General features: G+C 60.9%; 15 protein-coding genes. All 15 read right to left on the minus strand.

Annotated features, from left to right (window positions below; genetic code table 11):
• Window positions 1-75: 75 nt before the first annotated feature.
• Window positions 76-1,599, minus strand: coding sequence for an amidophosphoribosyltransferase (gene purF, locus H4V96_RS15650; protein ID WP_029496571.1), 1,524 nt, complete (start codon window positions 1,597-1,599; stop codon window positions 76-78).
• A 39-nt stretch (window positions 1,600-1,638) separates the two neighbouring features.
• Window positions 1,639-2,127 carry a CvpA family protein gene (locus H4V96_RS15655; protein ID WP_196854834.1) on the minus strand — a complete coding sequence of 163 codons (489 nt, stop codon included), beginning with the start codon at window positions 2,125-2,127 and terminating at the stop codon, window positions 1,639-1,641.
• 16 nt (window positions 2,128-2,143) lie between these two features.
• Window positions 2,144-3,169: an SPOR domain-containing protein gene (locus H4V96_RS15660; RefSeq protein WP_196854833.1), complete on the minus strand. Its 1,026-nt coding sequence runs from the start codon at window positions 3,167-3,169 to the stop codon at window positions 2,144-2,146.
• A gap of 24 nt (window positions 3,170-3,193) precedes the next feature.
• Window positions 3,194-4,492: a bifunctional tetrahydrofolate synthase/dihydrofolate synthase gene (gene folC / locus H4V96_RS15665; protein ID WP_196854832.1), complete on the minus strand. Its 1,299-nt coding sequence runs from the start codon at window positions 4,490-4,492 to the stop codon at window positions 3,194-3,196.
• A gap of 115 nt (window positions 4,493-4,607) precedes the next feature.
• Entirely contained in the window at window positions 4,608-5,480 is an 873-nt protein-coding gene (gene accD, locus H4V96_RS15670; RefSeq protein WP_010400390.1) for an acetyl-CoA carboxylase, carboxyltransferase subunit beta, read from the minus strand.
• A gap of 197 nt (window positions 5,481-5,677) precedes the next feature.
• Window positions 5,678-6,475: a tryptophan synthase subunit alpha gene (gene trpA, locus H4V96_RS15675; protein ID WP_070346467.1), complete on the minus strand. Its 798-nt coding sequence runs from the start codon at window positions 6,473-6,475 to the stop codon at window positions 5,678-5,680.
• A gap of 116 nt (window positions 6,476-6,591) precedes the next feature.
• Window positions 6,592-7,842 carry a tryptophan synthase subunit beta gene (gene trpB / locus H4V96_RS15680; RefSeq protein WP_010400392.1) on the minus strand — a complete coding sequence of 417 codons (1,251 nt, stop codon included), beginning with the start codon at window positions 7,840-7,842 and terminating at the stop codon, window positions 6,592-6,594.
• Window positions 7,835-8,518, minus strand: coding sequence for a phosphoribosylanthranilate isomerase (locus H4V96_RS15685; RefSeq protein WP_010400393.1), 684 nt, complete (start codon window positions 8,516-8,518; stop codon window positions 7,835-7,837). Before H4V96_RS15685 ends, trpB begins: the two co-directional genes overlap by 8 nt.
• A 30-nt stretch (window positions 8,519-8,548) precedes the next feature.
• Complete coding sequence (gene truA, locus H4V96_RS15690; RefSeq protein WP_070346466.1) at window positions 8,549-9,379, minus strand: tRNA pseudouridine(38-40) synthase TruA; 831 nt, start codon at window positions 9,377-9,379, stop codon at window positions 8,549-8,551.
• Window positions 9,380-9,525: 146 nt separating this feature from the next.
• A complete protein-coding gene (locus H4V96_RS15695; RefSeq protein WP_280721041.1) occupies window positions 9,526-12,102 on the minus strand; it encodes a FimV/HubP family polar landmark protein in 2,577 nt (858 codons plus the stop codon).
• A 172-nt stretch (window positions 12,103-12,274) separates the two neighbouring features.
• Complete coding sequence (gene asd, locus H4V96_RS15700; RefSeq protein WP_010400401.1) at window positions 12,275-13,402, minus strand: aspartate-semialdehyde dehydrogenase; 1,128 nt, start codon at window positions 13,400-13,402, stop codon at window positions 12,275-12,277.
• 45 nt (window positions 13,403-13,447) lie between these two features.
• On the minus strand, window positions 13,448-14,518 hold the full coding sequence (gene leuB / locus H4V96_RS15705; protein ID WP_010400403.1) for a 3-isopropylmalate dehydrogenase: 1,071 nt from the start codon (window positions 14,516-14,518) through the stop codon (window positions 13,448-13,450).
• A gap of 12 nt (window positions 14,519-14,530) precedes the next feature.
• On the minus strand, window positions 14,531-15,178 hold the full coding sequence (gene leuD, locus H4V96_RS15710; RefSeq protein WP_010400405.1) for a 3-isopropylmalate dehydratase small subunit: 648 nt from the start codon (window positions 15,176-15,178) through the stop codon (window positions 14,531-14,533).
• A gap of 51 nt (window positions 15,179-15,229) precedes the next feature.
• Window positions 15,230-15,352 carry an entericidin A/B family lipoprotein gene (locus tag H4V96_RS15715; protein ID WP_010400408.1) on the minus strand — a complete coding sequence of 41 codons (123 nt, stop codon included), beginning with the start codon at window positions 15,350-15,352 and terminating at the stop codon, window positions 15,230-15,232.
• A 74-nt stretch (window positions 15,353-15,426) separates the two neighbouring features.
• Entirely contained in the window at window positions 15,427-16,830 is a 1,404-nt protein-coding gene (gene leuC / locus H4V96_RS15720; RefSeq protein WP_196854830.1) for a 3-isopropylmalate dehydratase large subunit, read from the minus strand.
• Window positions 16,831-17,022: the final 192 nt, after the last annotated feature.

Below are 17,022 nucleotides of genomic sequence, written 5' to 3' on the forward strand. Positions count from 1 at the left end.
AATAGCATCACTAACACTAACTTAACGGCATTAGGGTCAGACCCGACGGGTCTGACCCTAATGGCAAGGCGGCGATTACGCTTCTGTCGTTGCCAGGTTCAAGTTCAGCTGGGGACGGGGCGTATCTTCAGGCGCTGCTGCTTTCGGATGATGGCGCGCGTATTCCAGGCGGTCCAGGTATTCCTGCGACACATCGCCCGTCACATACACGCCATCGAAGCACGAAGCCTCGAAGTTCGTGAGCGCCGGATTGACGTCGGCAATGGCCTGCTTGAGCGCGCCGATATCCTGGTACACCAGATAATCGGCCGTGATTTCACGGCAGACTTCTTCCGTCGTGCGGCCGTAGGCGATCAATTCGTCGCGCGTCGGCATGTCGATGCCGTACACGTTCGGGTAGAGCACCGGTGGCGCGGCCGAGGCGAAGATGACTTTTGTCGCCCCCGCTTCGCGCGCCATCTGCACAATTTCACGGCTGGTGGTACCACGCACGATGGAATCGTCGACCAACAGCACTACTTTATCCTTGAATTCGGAAGGAATAGCGTTGAGCTTCTGGCGCACCGATTTCTTGCGCGCCGCCTGGCCCGGCATGATGAAGGTACGGCCGATGTAGCGGTTCTTGATGAAGCCTTCGCGATACTCGATGTTCAGCGCCAGGGCCAGCTGGATGGCGGCAGGACGCGAGGAATCGGGAATCGGCATGACCACATCGATATGCACGTCAGGCAGTTCGGCGCGGATCTTTTCAGCCAGGTACTCACCCATTTTCAGGCGCGTGGCGTACACCGAGGCGCCGTCGATGACGGAGTCGGGACGGGCCAGGTAGACGAATTCGAACACGCAAGGATTGAGGCTGGCATTGTCGGCGCACTGGGCGCTGTGCAATTTCTTGTCGGCATCGATGAAGACGGCTTCGCCGGGACCGATGTCGCGCACGAAACGGAACCCCATGCCTTCCAGCGCGACGGATTCGGAAGCGATCAGGTATTCAGGCCCCAGTTCCGTTTCATTGATGCCCAGGCACAAAGGACGGATGCCGTGCGGGTCACGGAAAGCCAGCAAGCCCACACCGGCAATTTGCGCCACGGCAGCGTAGCCACCCTTGACGCGGCGGTTCAGCACGGTGACGGCCTTGAAGATGGCTTCCGGGTCCAGATTCAGACCCGTCGTCGCTTCCTGGATTTCATGCGCCAGCACATTGAGCAGCACTTCGGAATCGGAATCGGTATTGATGTGGCGGCGGTCGTTCTTGAACATTTCCTGTTTCAACTGTTCCCAGTTGGTCAGGTTGCCATTGTGCGCCAGGGTGATGCCGAATGGTGCATTGACATAAAACGGCTGTGCTTCCTCTTCGCTCGACGAACCGGCCGTCGGGTAGCGGCAATGGCCGATGCCCGTTGTGCCCTGCAGCGAACGCATGTTGCGCGTACGGAAGACGTCACGCACGAGGCCATTGGCTTTGTGCATGGAAAACATACTGCTGTGATTAGTCGCAATCCCTGCCGCATCCTGACCACGATGTTGCAAGAGCAACAATGCATCATAGAGCAATTGATTGACAGGTTGATGGGAAACGACGCCGACGATGCCACACATGGTGTGCTCCTAAACTGTGCTACTGATTTTAAAAAAAATTCAAAATTTCACATGCTGCGCGTAAGCGGCAGGCAGATAAGGCTTGATGGCACGCGCGCCCTGCTCGGCGAACGGGCTGAGCGACGCATTTTTCCAGAACGGCTGCTGCGGTATGGACGTCATGCCACACAAGATGACGGCCGTCAGCACGATCATCAGGCCGCGCGCCACGCCGAACAGGCTGCCCAGCGTGCGGTCGGCCAGGCTCAAGCCCGTCACCTTGACCAGTGCGTCGACCGTCATGGACAGCAAGCCCATCAAAATGCGCACACCGATGAACAGCAGCACAAAGGCCAGCAACAAACGGATGACTTCGCCCGGCACCGCTTCGGGCAGCAATTTCGCCAGGCTGGCACCATACGCGTTGGCAACGACGAAAGCGACGACCCAGCTGACCAATGACAGCATTTCCTTGACCAGGCCGCGCATCATACTGATCAGCACGGAAGTGACCAGGACGAACAGCACCAAATAATCGAAGATCGTCACCTTCAGCCTTGCAACATCACGCCGGCACCAAGCTGCCGCCCAGGCCCAGCTTTTGCAGCTTGGCGCGGGTCTTTTCGGCGTCTTCACGGTTGCCGAACGGCCCCACGCGCACGCGGATGCGCTCGCCCGCCGGGCTAGCTACTTTCTGCGTGTAAGACTTGATGCCCGCTTCGCGCAGCTTGTCCTGCAATTCATCGACCTTGTCCTGCGTCGCCAGGGCCGCCACCTGCAGCACGAACTTGCCGCCGCCGCCGCCGGCCTCGTGCGTCTTGTCCGGTGCTTTCTCTTGCGCCTTGTCGAGTGGCTTGCCTTCCAAAATGGCCATGGCGCGCGCCGCATCATCGGCAGATTGCACCGACTTGGCAGGCTTGGGCTCGGGCTTGGGCTCCACCTTTACTTCATGCTTGGGTTCGGGCTTGGGTTCGGGCTTGGGTTCATGCTTCGGTTCCGCCCTGGCTTCATGTTTCGGCTCGGGTTTCGGCTCCACCTTGGCGGGCTTGGGTTCGGGCTTGGGTTCAAGCTTGGGTTCAAGCTTAAGTTCAGGCTTGGATTCGGCTTTCGGCTCGACATAGTCCGGTTTGAGTGGCGCGGGCTGAACGGCGGCCAGCACGGCAGCTGGCGCAGGCCTGGCCGCAGGCGGCAGCGGAGAGTCGACGATTTCCTCGGACTGGTCCAGGCCATGCGCTGCGGCCTGGGTCGTGACGGCGGGCACGGGCGCAGGCGCGGCAGCCTTTTCTTTCGAGGGAATGTCGATGGCGATATCGTTGAAAGGCGCTTTCGGCTCGGAATCGAGCAGCATCGGCAAGCCGACAGCGACACCCAGGGCCAGGGCGATGGCCCCGACCAGGCGGCGGCGTGCCCGCTTTTTTTCTGGCAAGACAGGGTCCGGCGCTTCCTTGCCACCACGGCGCGCTGCGCGGCCACCGGAAGTGTTGGCGGCGCGCTTGCGGGTCGGCGACTGTGCTTCGCCAGGGACATAAAAGCCGCTGTCTTCGCCAGAGGATTCTTGCTTGTTTTTAAACAGTTTCGAGAACAAGCCCATGCGTGATTTTCAGTCGAGTGCGTTTCAGTGAAGTGAGGATTTTCGGGCCTTCATCACGCCGGCGACGGTGAGGAAAGAGCCAAAGACCACAATTCTATCATTCTCACCGACCCGGCTCATCGCATTTGCATAAGCTTGTGCCGGATCAGCAAAAATAGACACAGTATGCTCGCTGCTGTCGGGCTTATCTGCCAGCATGATCTGCACCTTGGCGGCCAGTTCGGAAGCCGTGGCCGAACGCGGCGAAGGCAGATCCGTCAGGCACCAGTGGTCAACGTGTTCGCTCATCGCAGCGAGCACGCCATCGATATCCTTGTCCTGCATGGAACCGAACACGGCATAGGTGTACGGGTGATAGCCCATATTGCCCAGGTTCTGATTCAGCGCCGAGGCAGCGTGCGGATTATGCGCGACATCAAGGATCACGCTGGGACGGCCAGGCAAGACCTGGAAGCGGCCCGGCAGTTCCACCGTCACCAGGCCGGTGCGCACTTCCTGCGCGCCCACGGGCAACTTCAGCCTCAGCGCTTCCAGCGCGGCCAGCACGGCCGCCGCATTGAGGATCTGGTTGGCGCCGCGCAAGCTTGGATAGGCGAGCGAATTGCGGCGCTGCTCGCGCCCGCCATAGTTCCACTGCTGCTTGTCGCCCGAATAATTGAAATCGCGGCCCATCAGCCACAGGTCTGCACCGATGGCTTGCGCATGGTCGATCAAGGATTGCGGCGGCACGGGATCGCTGCAGATGGCCGGTTTGCCCGGGCGGAAGATGCCGGCTTTTTCAAAGCCGATCGCTTCGCGCGTATCACCGAGGTAATCCGTGTGGTCGATATCGACGCTGGTGACGATGGCCACGTCGGCATCGATCACGTTGACGGCATCGAGGCGCCCGCCCAGGCCCACTTCCAGGATGGCTACGTCCAACTGGGCTTGCGCCAGCAGGTGCAAGATGGCCAAGGTAGTGAATTCGAAATACGTCAGTGCTGTATCGCCACGCACGGCTTCGACGACGTTGAAGCTGGCGACAAGCTGTTCGTCGCTGGCCATCTCGCCCAGCACGCGCGCGCGCTCATTGAAGTCGAGAAAATGCGGCTTGATGTACAGCCCCACTTTGTAGCCGGCGCGCAAGAGTACCGATTCCAGCATGGCGCAGGTGGAACCCTTGCCATTCGTGCCGGCGACCATGATCACGGGGCAAGTAAAAGCGAGCTGCATGCGCGCCTTGACGGCTTGCACACGGTCCAGGCCCATGTTGATCTGAGTTTCCGAATGGCGACTTTCCAGCATGGCGAGCCAGTCCGGCAAGGTGGTGGGGAGGATTTGCATGGGAGACTTCTTGATTAGAGTGCGCGAGGCGGGAAAGACATGGGACCCAAACCGAAGACTGGGGTCGGACCCTGAGGGTCCGACCCCGGCAGTTCAGGTTTTGGGGTAAATCAAATTAAGCCAGCACTTCCACAGCCTGGTTTTGCAACAAGGCCAGCAAGCGGGCGATTTCTTCGCGCATCTTGCGGCGGTCGACGATCATGTCGACGGCACCCTTGGTGACGAGGAACTCGGCGCGCTGGAAGCCTTCCGGCAGTTTTTCACGCACGGTGTTTTCAATCACGCGCGGGCCGGCAAAGCCGATCAGCGCTTTCGGCTCGGCAATGACGACGTCGCCCATGAAGGCGAACGAGGCCGACACGCCGCCCATGGTCGGGTCGGTCAACACGCTGATGAATGGCAATTTCTTTTCCGACAGCTTGGTCAGCATGGCCGTCGTTTTTGCCATTTGCATCAACGATAGCAAGCCTTCCTGCATGCGCGCACCACCGGTGGCGGTGATGCAAATGAATGGCACTTTCTGCTCCAGCGCAATCTGCGCGCCGCGCACAAAGCGCTCGCCCACGACGGAGCCCATGGAGCCGCCCATGAATTCAAATTCAAAGCACGCCACGACCACTGGCAGGCTCATGATGGCGCCGCCCATGACGACCATCGCATCGGTTTCACCGGTCGCTTCCATGGCGGACTTCAGGCGGTCCGGGTATTTCTTGCTGTCCTTGAATTTCAAGGTATCGACGGGCAGGATTTCCTGACCGATTTCATAACGTCCGCCCGCGTCGAGCAAGCTGTCGAGACGTTCACGCGCGCGGATGCGCATGTGGTGATCGCATTTCGGGCACACGTGCAGGTTCGATTCCAGGTCCGTACGATACAGCACGGCTTCGCATGAAGGACACTTGACCCACAGGCCTTCCGGCATGGTCTTGCGCGCGGCAGCATCAGAACGCTGTATGCGCGGTGGCAGCAGTTTTTCCAACCAACTCATATTTTCTCCTTGGGCCCTTGTAGGGGTAGCGTCAATGGACACCCCCAGCAGACGGTAAGCGGCGACGGCCCGGCAGGGCGGCACCAAAAATTTTATCTATTGCACAATGACAGGCATTCAGTGGCCGAAGTGTAGCCGTTTATCGCCGGGCTGTCGAACTTTGCCGCTTACGCATCTTGCGTAAGCGGCAAGCTTACTCAGGCATCAAGTGCAGCGCGGATGCCGGCCGTGAAGCTGCGCGCGGCCTCTACGGCGCCCCCTGGCGGGGCGTTTTCAATCTCTTGAATGATGCGGCTACCAATCACGACGGCATCGGCCACCTCGGCCACGGCCTTGGCCGTGGCGCCATCGCGGATGCCGAAACCCACGCCGATAGGCAACTTTACATGCTGGCGAATGGCGGCGAGGCGCTCTGCCACCTGTTGCGTATCAATGTTGCCCGCTCCCGTGACACCCTTGAGCGACACATAGTAGCTAAAGCCGCTGCCCACCTTGGCCACTTGCGCGATGCGCTCTTCGGTCGAGGTGGGCGCCAGCAGGAAAATCAGGTCGAGGTCGGCGGCGCGCATGGCGCTGGCAAATTGCTCGCACTCTTCGGGCGGATAGTCGACGACGATGGCGCCATCGACGCCCGCCGCTTGCGCTGCCTGAATGAACGCGGCGCTGCCGATGCGCTCGACGGGATTGGCATAGCCCATCAGAACCACGGGCGTTGTCTGGTTCGTTTCGCGGAACTGGCGCACATAGCCAAACACGTCGTGAATGCCGACGTTGAATGCCAGGGCGCGTTCGCAGGCGCGCTGGATGACAGGGCCTTCGGCCATGGGGTCGGAAAATGGCACGCCCAGTTCCAGTATGTCGGCACCGCCCTCGACGAGCGCGTGCATCAGCGGCACGGTAACGTCAGGGCCGGGGTCGCCGGCGGTAATGAAGGTGACCAGGCCGGTCTTGTTATTCGATTTTAATTGGGCAAAGGTAGCGGCGATACGGGACATGGGAAGCTTTCTTGACGGTAAATAGATGGAATATTTTTCAAACCCAAGGGCAAATGCTGGGGTCGGACGGGGACGCCGAGTCCCTGAGCGCCCGTCCCCCGGCTCTTGCTTTGGGGTTAAGAAAAATTCAATCCCATGCGTTCTGCCACGGTATGCATGTCCTTGTCGCCACGGCCCGACAGGTTGGCCAGCAGGGTCTTGTCTTTCGGCAAAGTGGCCGCCAGCTTGACCGCATACGCCAGCGCGTGCGCCGATTCCAACGCTGGAATGATGCCTTCGATATGGCAGCAGTCATGGAAAGCTTGCAAGGCTTCGTCGTCCGTGATGGACACGTATTGCGCGCGACCCAAGTCTTTCAACCATGCATGTTCCGGCCCTACGCCCGGATAGTCCAAGCCAGCGGAGACAGAATGCGTCTCTGCGATCTGGCCATTCGCATCCTGCAACAGATAGGTGCGGTTGCCATGCAGCACGCCCGGGAAACCGGACGCCAGCGAGGCCGAATGTTTGCCTGTATTTAAGCCTTCACCGCCCGCTTCCACGCCGATCAGTTGCACATCCTTCTGGTCGATATACGGGTAAAAGATGCCCATGGCGTTCGAGCCGCCGCCGATGCAAGCGAGTACGTAGTCAGGCTGGCGGCCCGTCATTTCCGGCATCTGCACCAGGCATTCCTCGCCGATCACGGACTGGAAGTCGCGCACCATCATCGGGTAAGGATGGGGGCCGGCCACGGTGCCTATGATATAGAAGGTGTTTTCGATGTTGGTGACCCAGTCGCGCATGGCTTCATTGAGCGCGTCTTTCAAGGTCTTGGAGCCCGATTCGACGGGCACGACGGTGGCGCCCAGCAATTTCATGCGATACACATTCTGCGCCTGGCGCTTGATGTCTTCGCTGCCCATATAGACCACGCATTCGAGGCCGAAGCGGGCGCAGATGGTTGCCGTGGCAACGCCATGCTGACCGGCACCCGTTTCGGCGATGATACGCGGCTTGCCCATGCGCCTGGCCAGCAAAGCCTGACCGATCACATTGTTGATCTTGTGCGCGCCCGTGTGATTCAAGTCCTCGCGCTTGAAATAGATTTGTGCGCCACCGGCCATCTCGGACCAGCGCTTGGCATGGTAGATGGGCGACGGACGGCCAACGAAGTGCTTGAGCTCATAACGGAACTCTTCGAGGAATTCCGGGTCAGTGCTGTAGCGCGCGTAAGCGGCTTTCAGCTCATCGAGTGCGTGCGTGAGCGTTTCAGCAACAAACGCGCCGCCATACGGGCCGAAGTGGCCGCGCGGGTCAGGAAAAGGATAATCGGTGGCGTGGAACAAGCCGGCGGCAGCGCCGGGAGCGGTGGTGTGGTCATTCATGGTTGTTTCCTCTGGCAATGATGGTGTCGGCATCCTGCACCGCGGCGATGAACGCGCGGACTTTGGATGCGTCTTTGATACCCCTGAGCGCTTCGACACCACTGCTGATGTCGACGGCGTAAGGGCGCACGCGCACCACTGCGTCAGTCGCGTTTTGTACGCTCAAGCCACCACTTAAAACGACCCGAGGCGCGAGTTCTTTTGGAATGAGAGACCAATCAAATACCTTTCCTGCACCGCCATAGGCATCCACATAAGTATCGAGCAAGAGACTCGAGAACAAGGGACTGGCGGCGCGATAGCGCTTTTCATATTCTAACAAATCTTCGCAGCGGGCGTCAGGTTTGACACGGAACACTTGCGTAAATGGCGTTTGCACTGCGCCAGCGAGCGCAGCGCTGTGTTCGGGCGTCTCGTCGCCATGAAATTGCAGCAGCGACAAGGGGGCCACGGCCTTGGTTGCCAGCACCTCTTCCACGCTGGCATTGACGAACAGGCCCACCGTCGTCACGTACGGCGGCATGGCCGCGATCAGGCTGGCAGCCTGCTGCGGCGTCACATAACGCGGGCTTTTCGGATAAAACACGAAACCGATGGCGTCGGCGCCTGCCGCCACGACAGCCTCGATGTCTTCGGCGCGGGTCAGGCCGCAGATCTTGATGCGTGTACGTGGCATGTTATTCCTTACAACAATTGAATGAAAACGTCAGAACCAGGGCAAGGCGCTGCTGCTGTCTTGCGGCAAGGCCCATTTCGGGTCGTAATCGATCTGCGCCAGGTAAAGGCCATCGGGCATGAAGGTGGGCGCGGCCGCGTGACGGTCCTTGCTTTCCAGTAAATGTCCGAGCCATTCCGGCTTTTCACGCCCGGTGCCGATATACACGAGGGAACCGACCAGGTTGCGCACCATGTGGTGCAGGAAGGCATTGGCCGTGATGGTGAAGATGACGCAATCGCCACGCCGCTCGATGCGGATGTCGTGCATCAGCTTGACGGGTGACTTGGCTTGGCATTGCGCGGCGCGGAAGGCCGTAAAATCATGCCAGCCCAGCAGCGGCTGCACGGCCTGGCGCATCAACGCCACGTCCAGCGGACGGAAAAAAAAGCCGGCGCGCCCTTCCACCAGCGGCGAACGGGTGGCATTGTTATACAACACATAATGGTAGGTGCGCGCGCGCGCGCTGAAGCGGGCGTGGAAGAAATCGTTAACGGTGGGATCGCCAGCGAGCTCCTTGGCCCAGCGCACGGCGATGGATTTCGGCAGGAAGGCGTTGACGCCGCGCACCCACGAGTGCACATCGCGGTTCAGTTGCGTATCGAAATGCACAACCTGCTCCAGCGCATGCACGCCCGTATCCGTGCGCCCGGCGCAGGTGGTGGCCAGGCGCACGCGGGCAAACTGCTCGAGCGCGTTTTCCAGCTGGTCCTGTACCGTTTGCCCGTCTTCCTGTTTCTGGTAACCATGCCAAGCCGTGCCGTCGTACTGCAGACCGAGGACGATACGCTTGCATGGCGTTGCTGTCGTAATATTTTGCATCAGAGCATTATACCGGCGCAAAGGCGGCCCCGCATTCCGGCCACACAAGCGCCTGAGGCGGCGTTCAGGGCAAGGCGCGCGGTCGAAGACAGTACGAATAGCACGGCCAGACCGTGCCACGCAGCCATGGACGTCGTCTCGGGCGCTTAGCTCAGCAGCGCACGCATGGTATTGGCCTTCGCGACCTGCTCTTCGCTGCCGCCCTTGATGACTTCATCGATCAACTCGCGCGCGCCTTCCTTGTCGCCGATTTCCTGGTAGGCGATCGCCAGGTCAAGCTTGGTATCCATTTCCATGTGGATGGCCGACAAGGGATCATCCACGCCCACGCTGGCCGTCTTGCCATCGTGGAGGTCCAGGTCGATGCCGGACAAATCGAATTCTTGGGCCGGCGGTATGGCTTCCGGCAAGCTCGCTGGCGCTTGCGCTTCGTCAAACAGGCTGTCGATGGAAGGCGCGGCGGCCGCCACCGGCGCCGCTGCGGGTGCCACCGGCTCGTCGAGGTCGAAATGCGCCAAGTCCACATCCGTCAGCGGGTCGGGCAAGGGCGTCATGCCGGCGCCCACGCCATTGACGGGGCCCGCTGGCGGCTCCAGGTCGAGGCCGAAATCCATGCTGGCGTCATCGTGCGCTTCGTGCATATCCTGTGCGCTCTGCGTGGCGGCCGGCGACTTGCGATCCGGTCCCGGCATGGCGATCGGATCGCTGGTGGAGACCGGTTCGAAATCGAGACTGTCGAGGTCGAAGTCGAGGGGGTCGCGTGCATCGCGGGGGCTCACGGAGGCAGGCGGCGCGGCCGGCGCCAGGTCGGCTAGCGGTGTGGGCGCAGCCCGATCGTCGGACAAGTCAATGCTCTGGCCACGCACGTCACCGCCGCCCTGGCTCAGGCTGACAACGGCATCGTCTTGCGTATCGCCATACAGGGGGTTGACAGGGTCGAGCGCCAAGCCCAGCGCAGCTGCTTGCGCCCACTCTTCACCCTGCCCCCGTGTCAGGCTGTAGAGCTCACCAGCCTGGTCTTCAAACGCGCGCACATCATTGCGGGCAGAATAGATTTCCAGCAACTTCAGGCGAGCCGCATGACGCTCGGGATGGCTGCGCAAGGCTTCCTTGAGAATATCTTCCGCCTGGCCATCACGGCCATAGGCGATATACACGTCGGCTTCGGCGACAGGGTCAGTTTCATTGCCTTCAAGCATACTGGCACCCGCTGCGGCAGCCACGCCGGCAACGGCGGCTGGCGTACCGTCCAGCTGGCTATCGACCGCGGATTGCTGGCCTTCCGGCACCAGGCCCGCTGGCGGCGCCACAGGCGCTTCCGGCGCGAACACCGGGGCGATATTGTCGCGCGAGAGTGGCGTTTCCTTGCGGCGGCGCGCGATCACCAGCGCCGCCACGGCCGCCAGCAAGGCAGCCAGGCCGATGCCGACGGCACCCAGATGGTCGCTGATCTTGTCGGCCAAGGTGGGCTCCAGCGGCGAAGGTTTCTTGACCAGCGGCACCGGTTTCACTTTCGGTGCGGCCGGCTCAGGTGCGGCCGGCTGCGCCTCGGTCGGCGCGCTGGCGACGGCACTGGCCGCTGAACTGGCAACTGCGCTGGCCGCGACCTCGGCCGGCTTGGCGGGAGCGGGAGCGCTCTTGTCGGCCATGGCCTTGCTCTTGACCGCCATCAACTTTTCCAGGTCGCTGACGTTCTTTTCCAGCTCCTTGACGCGCGCAGCCGCTTCATCGACCTGTTTCGCCTTGGCGATCTTGTCTTCCTCGCTGGCGACGGCGCTCTTGCCGGCCGACTTGGCCGCCGGCTCCGCTTTCGACAGTTTCAGCTTGTCTTGCGACTCGCTGACGGCCGTCGGCTTTTCCTGCACGCGGGTAGGCCCGATCTTGCCAGCCGTGCTTTGCGTCGGCTGCGCAGCCTTGCCCGGCTTGCTTTGCGACACCTGGCCTGCCAGCTTGTTGCGATAGGCTTCAAAATCGATGGCGTGCGCCGTCACGACGGCTTTTGCTGCGACCGCATCGGTGGCACGCAGGGCGTGCGCATCTGGCACGGCCAGGATGCGCCCGGCCTGCATGCGGTTCATGTTGTCGCCCTTGAAGGCATCGGGATTGGCGCGGTACAGGGCGACGAGCATCATGTCGAGCGAGACGCCTGCTGGTTTCATTTCGCTGGCGATGCGGCTCAGGGTGTCGCCCGCCTTGACCTTGTATTCGCCTGCCGCCTTTTTCGGCGCAGTCGCCTCCGCCGGCTTGCTCTTGCCCGCAGCTACTGGCGCGGCCACTTGCGCGCCGCGCGTTTGGCGCACTTCGGGTGTATCGAGCACGAATGCATATTCACGTACCTGGCGCCCGCTCTTGCTGCTCAGTTCCAGCAGCAAATCGACCATGGGTTCGGCCACCGCTTGCGCCGAACTGATGCGGATGAAGGCCTTGCCGTTGCGGTTTTCCACGGCAAACGTCAGCGCATTTAGAGCGGGATTGAATTCCACGTTGGCCTGCCGGTAGGCGTCCGGCGGCGCCAGCCTGGCCAGCAGGCCAGCTGCCTCGCCTGGCTTGACGGCCGATAATTCGACTTCGGCGCGTAGCGGCTGTCCAGCGGCGGACAGCACCGTAATCTTGCCCAGCTCGGCTGCGGATGCCGCCGGTGACAATAACACCGCACAGGCGACAGCGCTGCTCAGTGTTTGAATGACAAGGGAGGCGACCCGGGGACGAGTGTGTACAGGCATAGTTGGTGGTATCTTAGTTGACGTGGGAAAACTGTTACTTTTCCAGAAGTATCAACATATCATCATGCCCAGTGCTATGCAAGCTCCGCATGGTTGCGCCTTGAGGGGCTCAGGACGAAAAAAAAGCCGGGGAAACAGTCCCGGCTTGATCTTGATCAGCAATTAGTGTCCATTACGCATCGAGCAAGATGCGCAGCATGCGGCGCAGTGGCTCGGCCGCGCCCCACAGCAATTGGTCGCCCACGGTGAAGGCCGACAGATATTCGCCGCCCATGCTCATCTTGCGCACGCGGCCGACGGGTATCGTCAAACTACCGGTGACGGCGGCAGGCGACAAGTCGCGCACGGACGCTTCGCGCGTGTTCGGCACCAGCTTGACCCATTGATTGTTGCTGGCGATGATGTCGTTGATTTCATCGAGCGGCACGTCTTTCTTCAGCTTGATGGTCAGCGCTTGCGAATGACAGCGCATGGCGCCGATGCGCACGCACAGGCCATCGACAGCAATTTCCTTGGTGCCAAAGTCGCTGCCGCGACCAAGAATCTTGTTCGTTTCCGCGCCCGCCTTCCACTCTTCCTTGGACTGACCGTTGCCCAGGTCCTTGTCGATCCACGGGATCAGGTTGCCGGCCAGCGGCGCGCCGAATTGCTTGATTTCATCTGAGGAATAGCCATGCTGGGTGGCCAGCACCTGGCGGTCGATTTCCAGGATGGCGGAAGCGGGGTTGTCCAGCAGCGCCTTGACGGCGCTGTTGATGGTGCCAAATTGCGTCAGCAACTCGCGCATGTGCTGCGCGCCGCCGCCCGATGCCGCCTGGTACGTCATCGACGTCATCCAGTCGATCAAATCGTGCTGGAACAGGCCGCCCAGGCCCATCATCATGCACGACACGGTGCAATTGCCGCCGATGTAGTTCTTCACGCCCTTGCCCAGCGCATCCTTGATGACGTGCAGGTTGACGGGATCGAGTACGATGACGGCGTCTTTTTCCATGCGCAAGGTCGAGGCCGCATCGATCCAGTAGCCATTCCAGCCCGCTGCGCGTAACTGCGGGAAGACCGCGCTCGTGTAGTCGCCACCCTGGCAGGAAATGATGATGTCGCACTTGGACAGTTCGGCGATATTGCTGGCATCCTTGAGGATGGTTTCATTCTTCGCCATGGCCGGCGCCGCGCCGCCCGTGTTCGAGGTCGTGAAAAACACCGGTTCGATATGGGCGAAATCGCCCTCTTCCTGCATGCGCTGCATCAGGACCGAACCGACCATACCGCGCCAACCTACCAAGCCAACTAATTTCATTACCATTCCTCAAGATGAGACGGCGACTGCCGTCATTAGACTATTTTATCCCAGTGCTTTTACAACTGCATCACCCATGGCCTCGGTACCGACCAAAGTCGTGCCCGCTTCATGGATGTCGGCCGTGCGCAGACCTTGCGCCAACACCTTCTTCACCGCAGCCTCGACGCGCAGCGCCTGCTCTTCGCGGTTCAGCGAATAGCGCAACATCATGGCCGCCGACAGGATCGTCGCCAGCGGATTGGCGATGCCCTTGCCCGCGATGTCGGGCGCCGAACCGTGCGAAGGCTCGTACAAGCCCTTGTTGTTGGCGTCGAGCGAAGCGGACGGCAGCATGCCGATCGAGCCCGTCAACATGGCGGCCGCGTCCGACAAGATGTCGCCGAACATATTGCCCGTCACCATGACGTCAAATTTCTTCGGCGCCCGCACCAGCTGCATGGCCGCGTTATCGACATACATATGATCGAGCGCAACGTCAGGATATTGCTTGTGCACGTCGATGACGATGTCTTTCCAGAACTGGAACGTTTCGAGCACGTTCGCCTTGTCCACGCTGGTCAGGCGCTTGTCGCGCTTTTGCGCCGCCTGGAAAGCCACGTGGGCGATGCGGCGGATTTCGCCTTCCGCATAGCGCATGGTGTCAAAACCTTCGCGCTGGCCCTTGAACGGACCGTCCGGGCACTCGCGCACGCCACGCGGCTGGCCAAAATAAATGTCGCCCGTCAATTCACGGATGATCAAAATATCCAGGCCGGACACCACTTCCGGCTTCAGTGTCGAGGCACCCGCCAGTTCCGGGTACAAAATGGCCGGACGCAGGTTGGCGAACAAGCCCAAGTTCTTGCGCAAGCCCAAAATCGCTTGCTCGGGACGGAACTGGCGCTCCAGATTGTCGTACTGATAATCGCCAACGGCACCGAACAGCACGGCATCGGCCGCTTTTGCCAGGGCCAGTGTGCCTTCCGGCAAGGGGTGGCCATGCGCAGCATAGCCGGCGCCGCCCACGGGCGCTGTTTCGAGCTCGAACGATTCGCCCAGCACATGCAAGACCTTGACGGCTTGCGCGACAATTTCAGGACCGATGCCGTCGCCGGGTAAGATTGCAATTTTCATATTTTTTATCGATCAGATGACGTTGGCGAGCCAGGGTTGCGTGGCGAGGTGGCGTTCTTCGAAGGCGCGGATATCGTCGGCATGGCGCAGAGTCAGGCCGATATCGTCGAGCCCATTCATCAGGCAGTATTTGCGGAAGGCATCGATCTCGAACGGATACGAGACACTACCATTGCCGGTGCGCACGCATTGCTGTTCCAGGTCCACCACCAGCTTGTAACCGGGGAAGGCCTTGACTTCATGGAACAGATGCTCGACCTGGCTTTCCGACAGCACGATGGGCAGCAAGCCGTTCTTGTAGCAATTGTTGAAGAAGATGTCGGCAAACGAGGGCGCGATAATGGCGCGAAAACCATACTGGTCGAGCGCCCACGGCGCGTGTTCGCGCGAGGAGCCGCAGCCGAAGTTCTTGCGCGTCAGCAATATCGAAGCGCCCTGGTAGCGTTGCTCGTTGAGCACGAACTCAGGGTTCAGCGGACGCCGACTATTGTCCTGGCCCGGTTCGCCATGGTCGAGGTAGCGCCATTCATCGAACAGGTTGGGGCCGAAACCACTGCGGTGGATCGATTTCAGGAATTGCTTCGGAATAATCGCGTCGGTGTCGACGTTGGCGCGGTCCAGCGGCGCTACCAGGCCTTCGTAAAGCGTAAATTTATCCATGCTATGTCTACTCGTTAAGACGCGCGGCGCAGGGCGCCGGCACGTCACGGTTTATTTTCCGCCGGCGCCAGTGACGACCTGGCCGACTTTCTGCACATCGCGGCCGATGCCGGAGACGGTGTTGCAGCCAGACAGGATGACGGTGGCGATGAGGAGGGCGAAGAGTTTTTTCATGATGATTTCTTGATAGTAAGTATGGAACGGGCAATGCTAGTGTACGCCAGCGCCAGCGGCACCCGCCCCTGCCATCATCGCAAAGCCCGCACGTCGACAAAGTGGCCGGCGATGCCCGCCGCTGCCGCCATCGCTGGCGACACCAGATGGGTCCGGCCGCCCTGCCCCTGCCGGCCCTCGAAATTGCGGTTCGAAGTCGAGGCGCAACGCTCGCCCGGCTCCAGACGGTCCGCATTCATGGCCAGGCACATCGAGCAACCGGGCTCGCGCCACTCGAAGCCGGCATCCTTGAAGATACGGTCCAGGCCTTCACGCTCGGCCTGGTCCTTGACGAGACCGGAACCGGGCACCACCAGCGCCAGGGTGACGTTCGAGGCGCGGTGCTTGCCGCGCACCACGGCAGCGGCCGCGCGCAAGTCTTCGATGCGCGAATTGGTGCAAGAACCGATGAAGACCTTGTCGATACGGATGTCTTCGATGGCGGTATTCGGTTTCAGGGCCATGTAGACCAGCGCCTTTTCCATCGCGTCGCGCTTGACGCTGTCTTTTTCCTGGTCAGGATCGGGCACGCGGCCATCGATACCGACCACCATCTCGGGCGATGTGCCCCAGGTCACTTGCGGCACGATGTCTTGCGCGTTGAGCGTGACGACCAGGTCGAAGCGGGCGCCGGGGTCCGAATGCAGGGTGCGCCAGTAGGCCACGGCGCGCTCCCAGTGCGGACCGGCCGGCGAAAACGGACGGCCCTTGACGTAATTGATGGTGGTGTCATCGACACCGATGATGCCGGCGCGCGCGCCCGCCTCGATGGCCATATTGCACACCGTCATGCGCCCTTCCATCGACAGCGCACGGATGGCCGCGCCGCCAAATTCGATGCAGTAGCCGGTACCGCCGGCCGTGCCGATCTTGCCGATGATGGCCAGCACGATATCCTTGGCCGTCACGCCGGCCGGCAAGGCGCCGTCAACCTGCACCAGCATGGACTTGGATTTCTTTTGCAGCAAGGTTTGCGTGGCCAGCACGTGCTCCACTTCCGACGTGCCGATGCCGTGCGCCAGAGCGCCAAAGGCGCCGTGCGTGGACGTGTGCGAATCGCCGCAAACAACCGTCATGCCGGGCAAGGTCGCACCCTGTTCAGGGCCGATCACATGCACGATCCCCTGGCGCTTGTCATTCATGTTGAAGTAGGTCAGGCCATAGTGCTTGGCGTTCTTGTCCAGCGTTTCCACCTGCAGACGCGAGACCGGATCGGCAATGCCGTCGATGCGGCTGGTGGTCGGCACGTTATGGTCGGCCACGGCCAGGTTGGCGGAAATGCGCCACGGCTGGCGGCCTGCCACGCTGAGGCCATCGAAGGCTTGCGGGCTGGTGACTTCGTGCAGCAGGTGCCGGTCGATGTACAAAATTGTCGTGCCATCATCTTCGGCCCGAACAACGTGGGATTCCCAGAGTTTGTCGTAAAGCGTCTTCATCATGATTTATGCAGCGTTGCCACAGCCTGTAGTAAGTGATCAAGTGATACCAAGTCATGCTAAGTCATACGGTGCTCCACAAGGATTATGCCATACATTGCGCAACACAGAACCGAAACAGGTAAAAGCGTGGTGTTGGCGATACAAAGTTTGGCTACACCGTTAGATATGAGCTGGAAATTGCCGATATCAGCA

The organism is Janthinobacterium sp. CG_23.4 (assembly GCF_029892305.1).
Taxonomy (GTDB): domain Bacteria; phylum Pseudomonadota; class Gammaproteobacteria; order Burkholderiales; family Burkholderiaceae_D; genus Janthinobacterium; species Janthinobacterium lividum_D.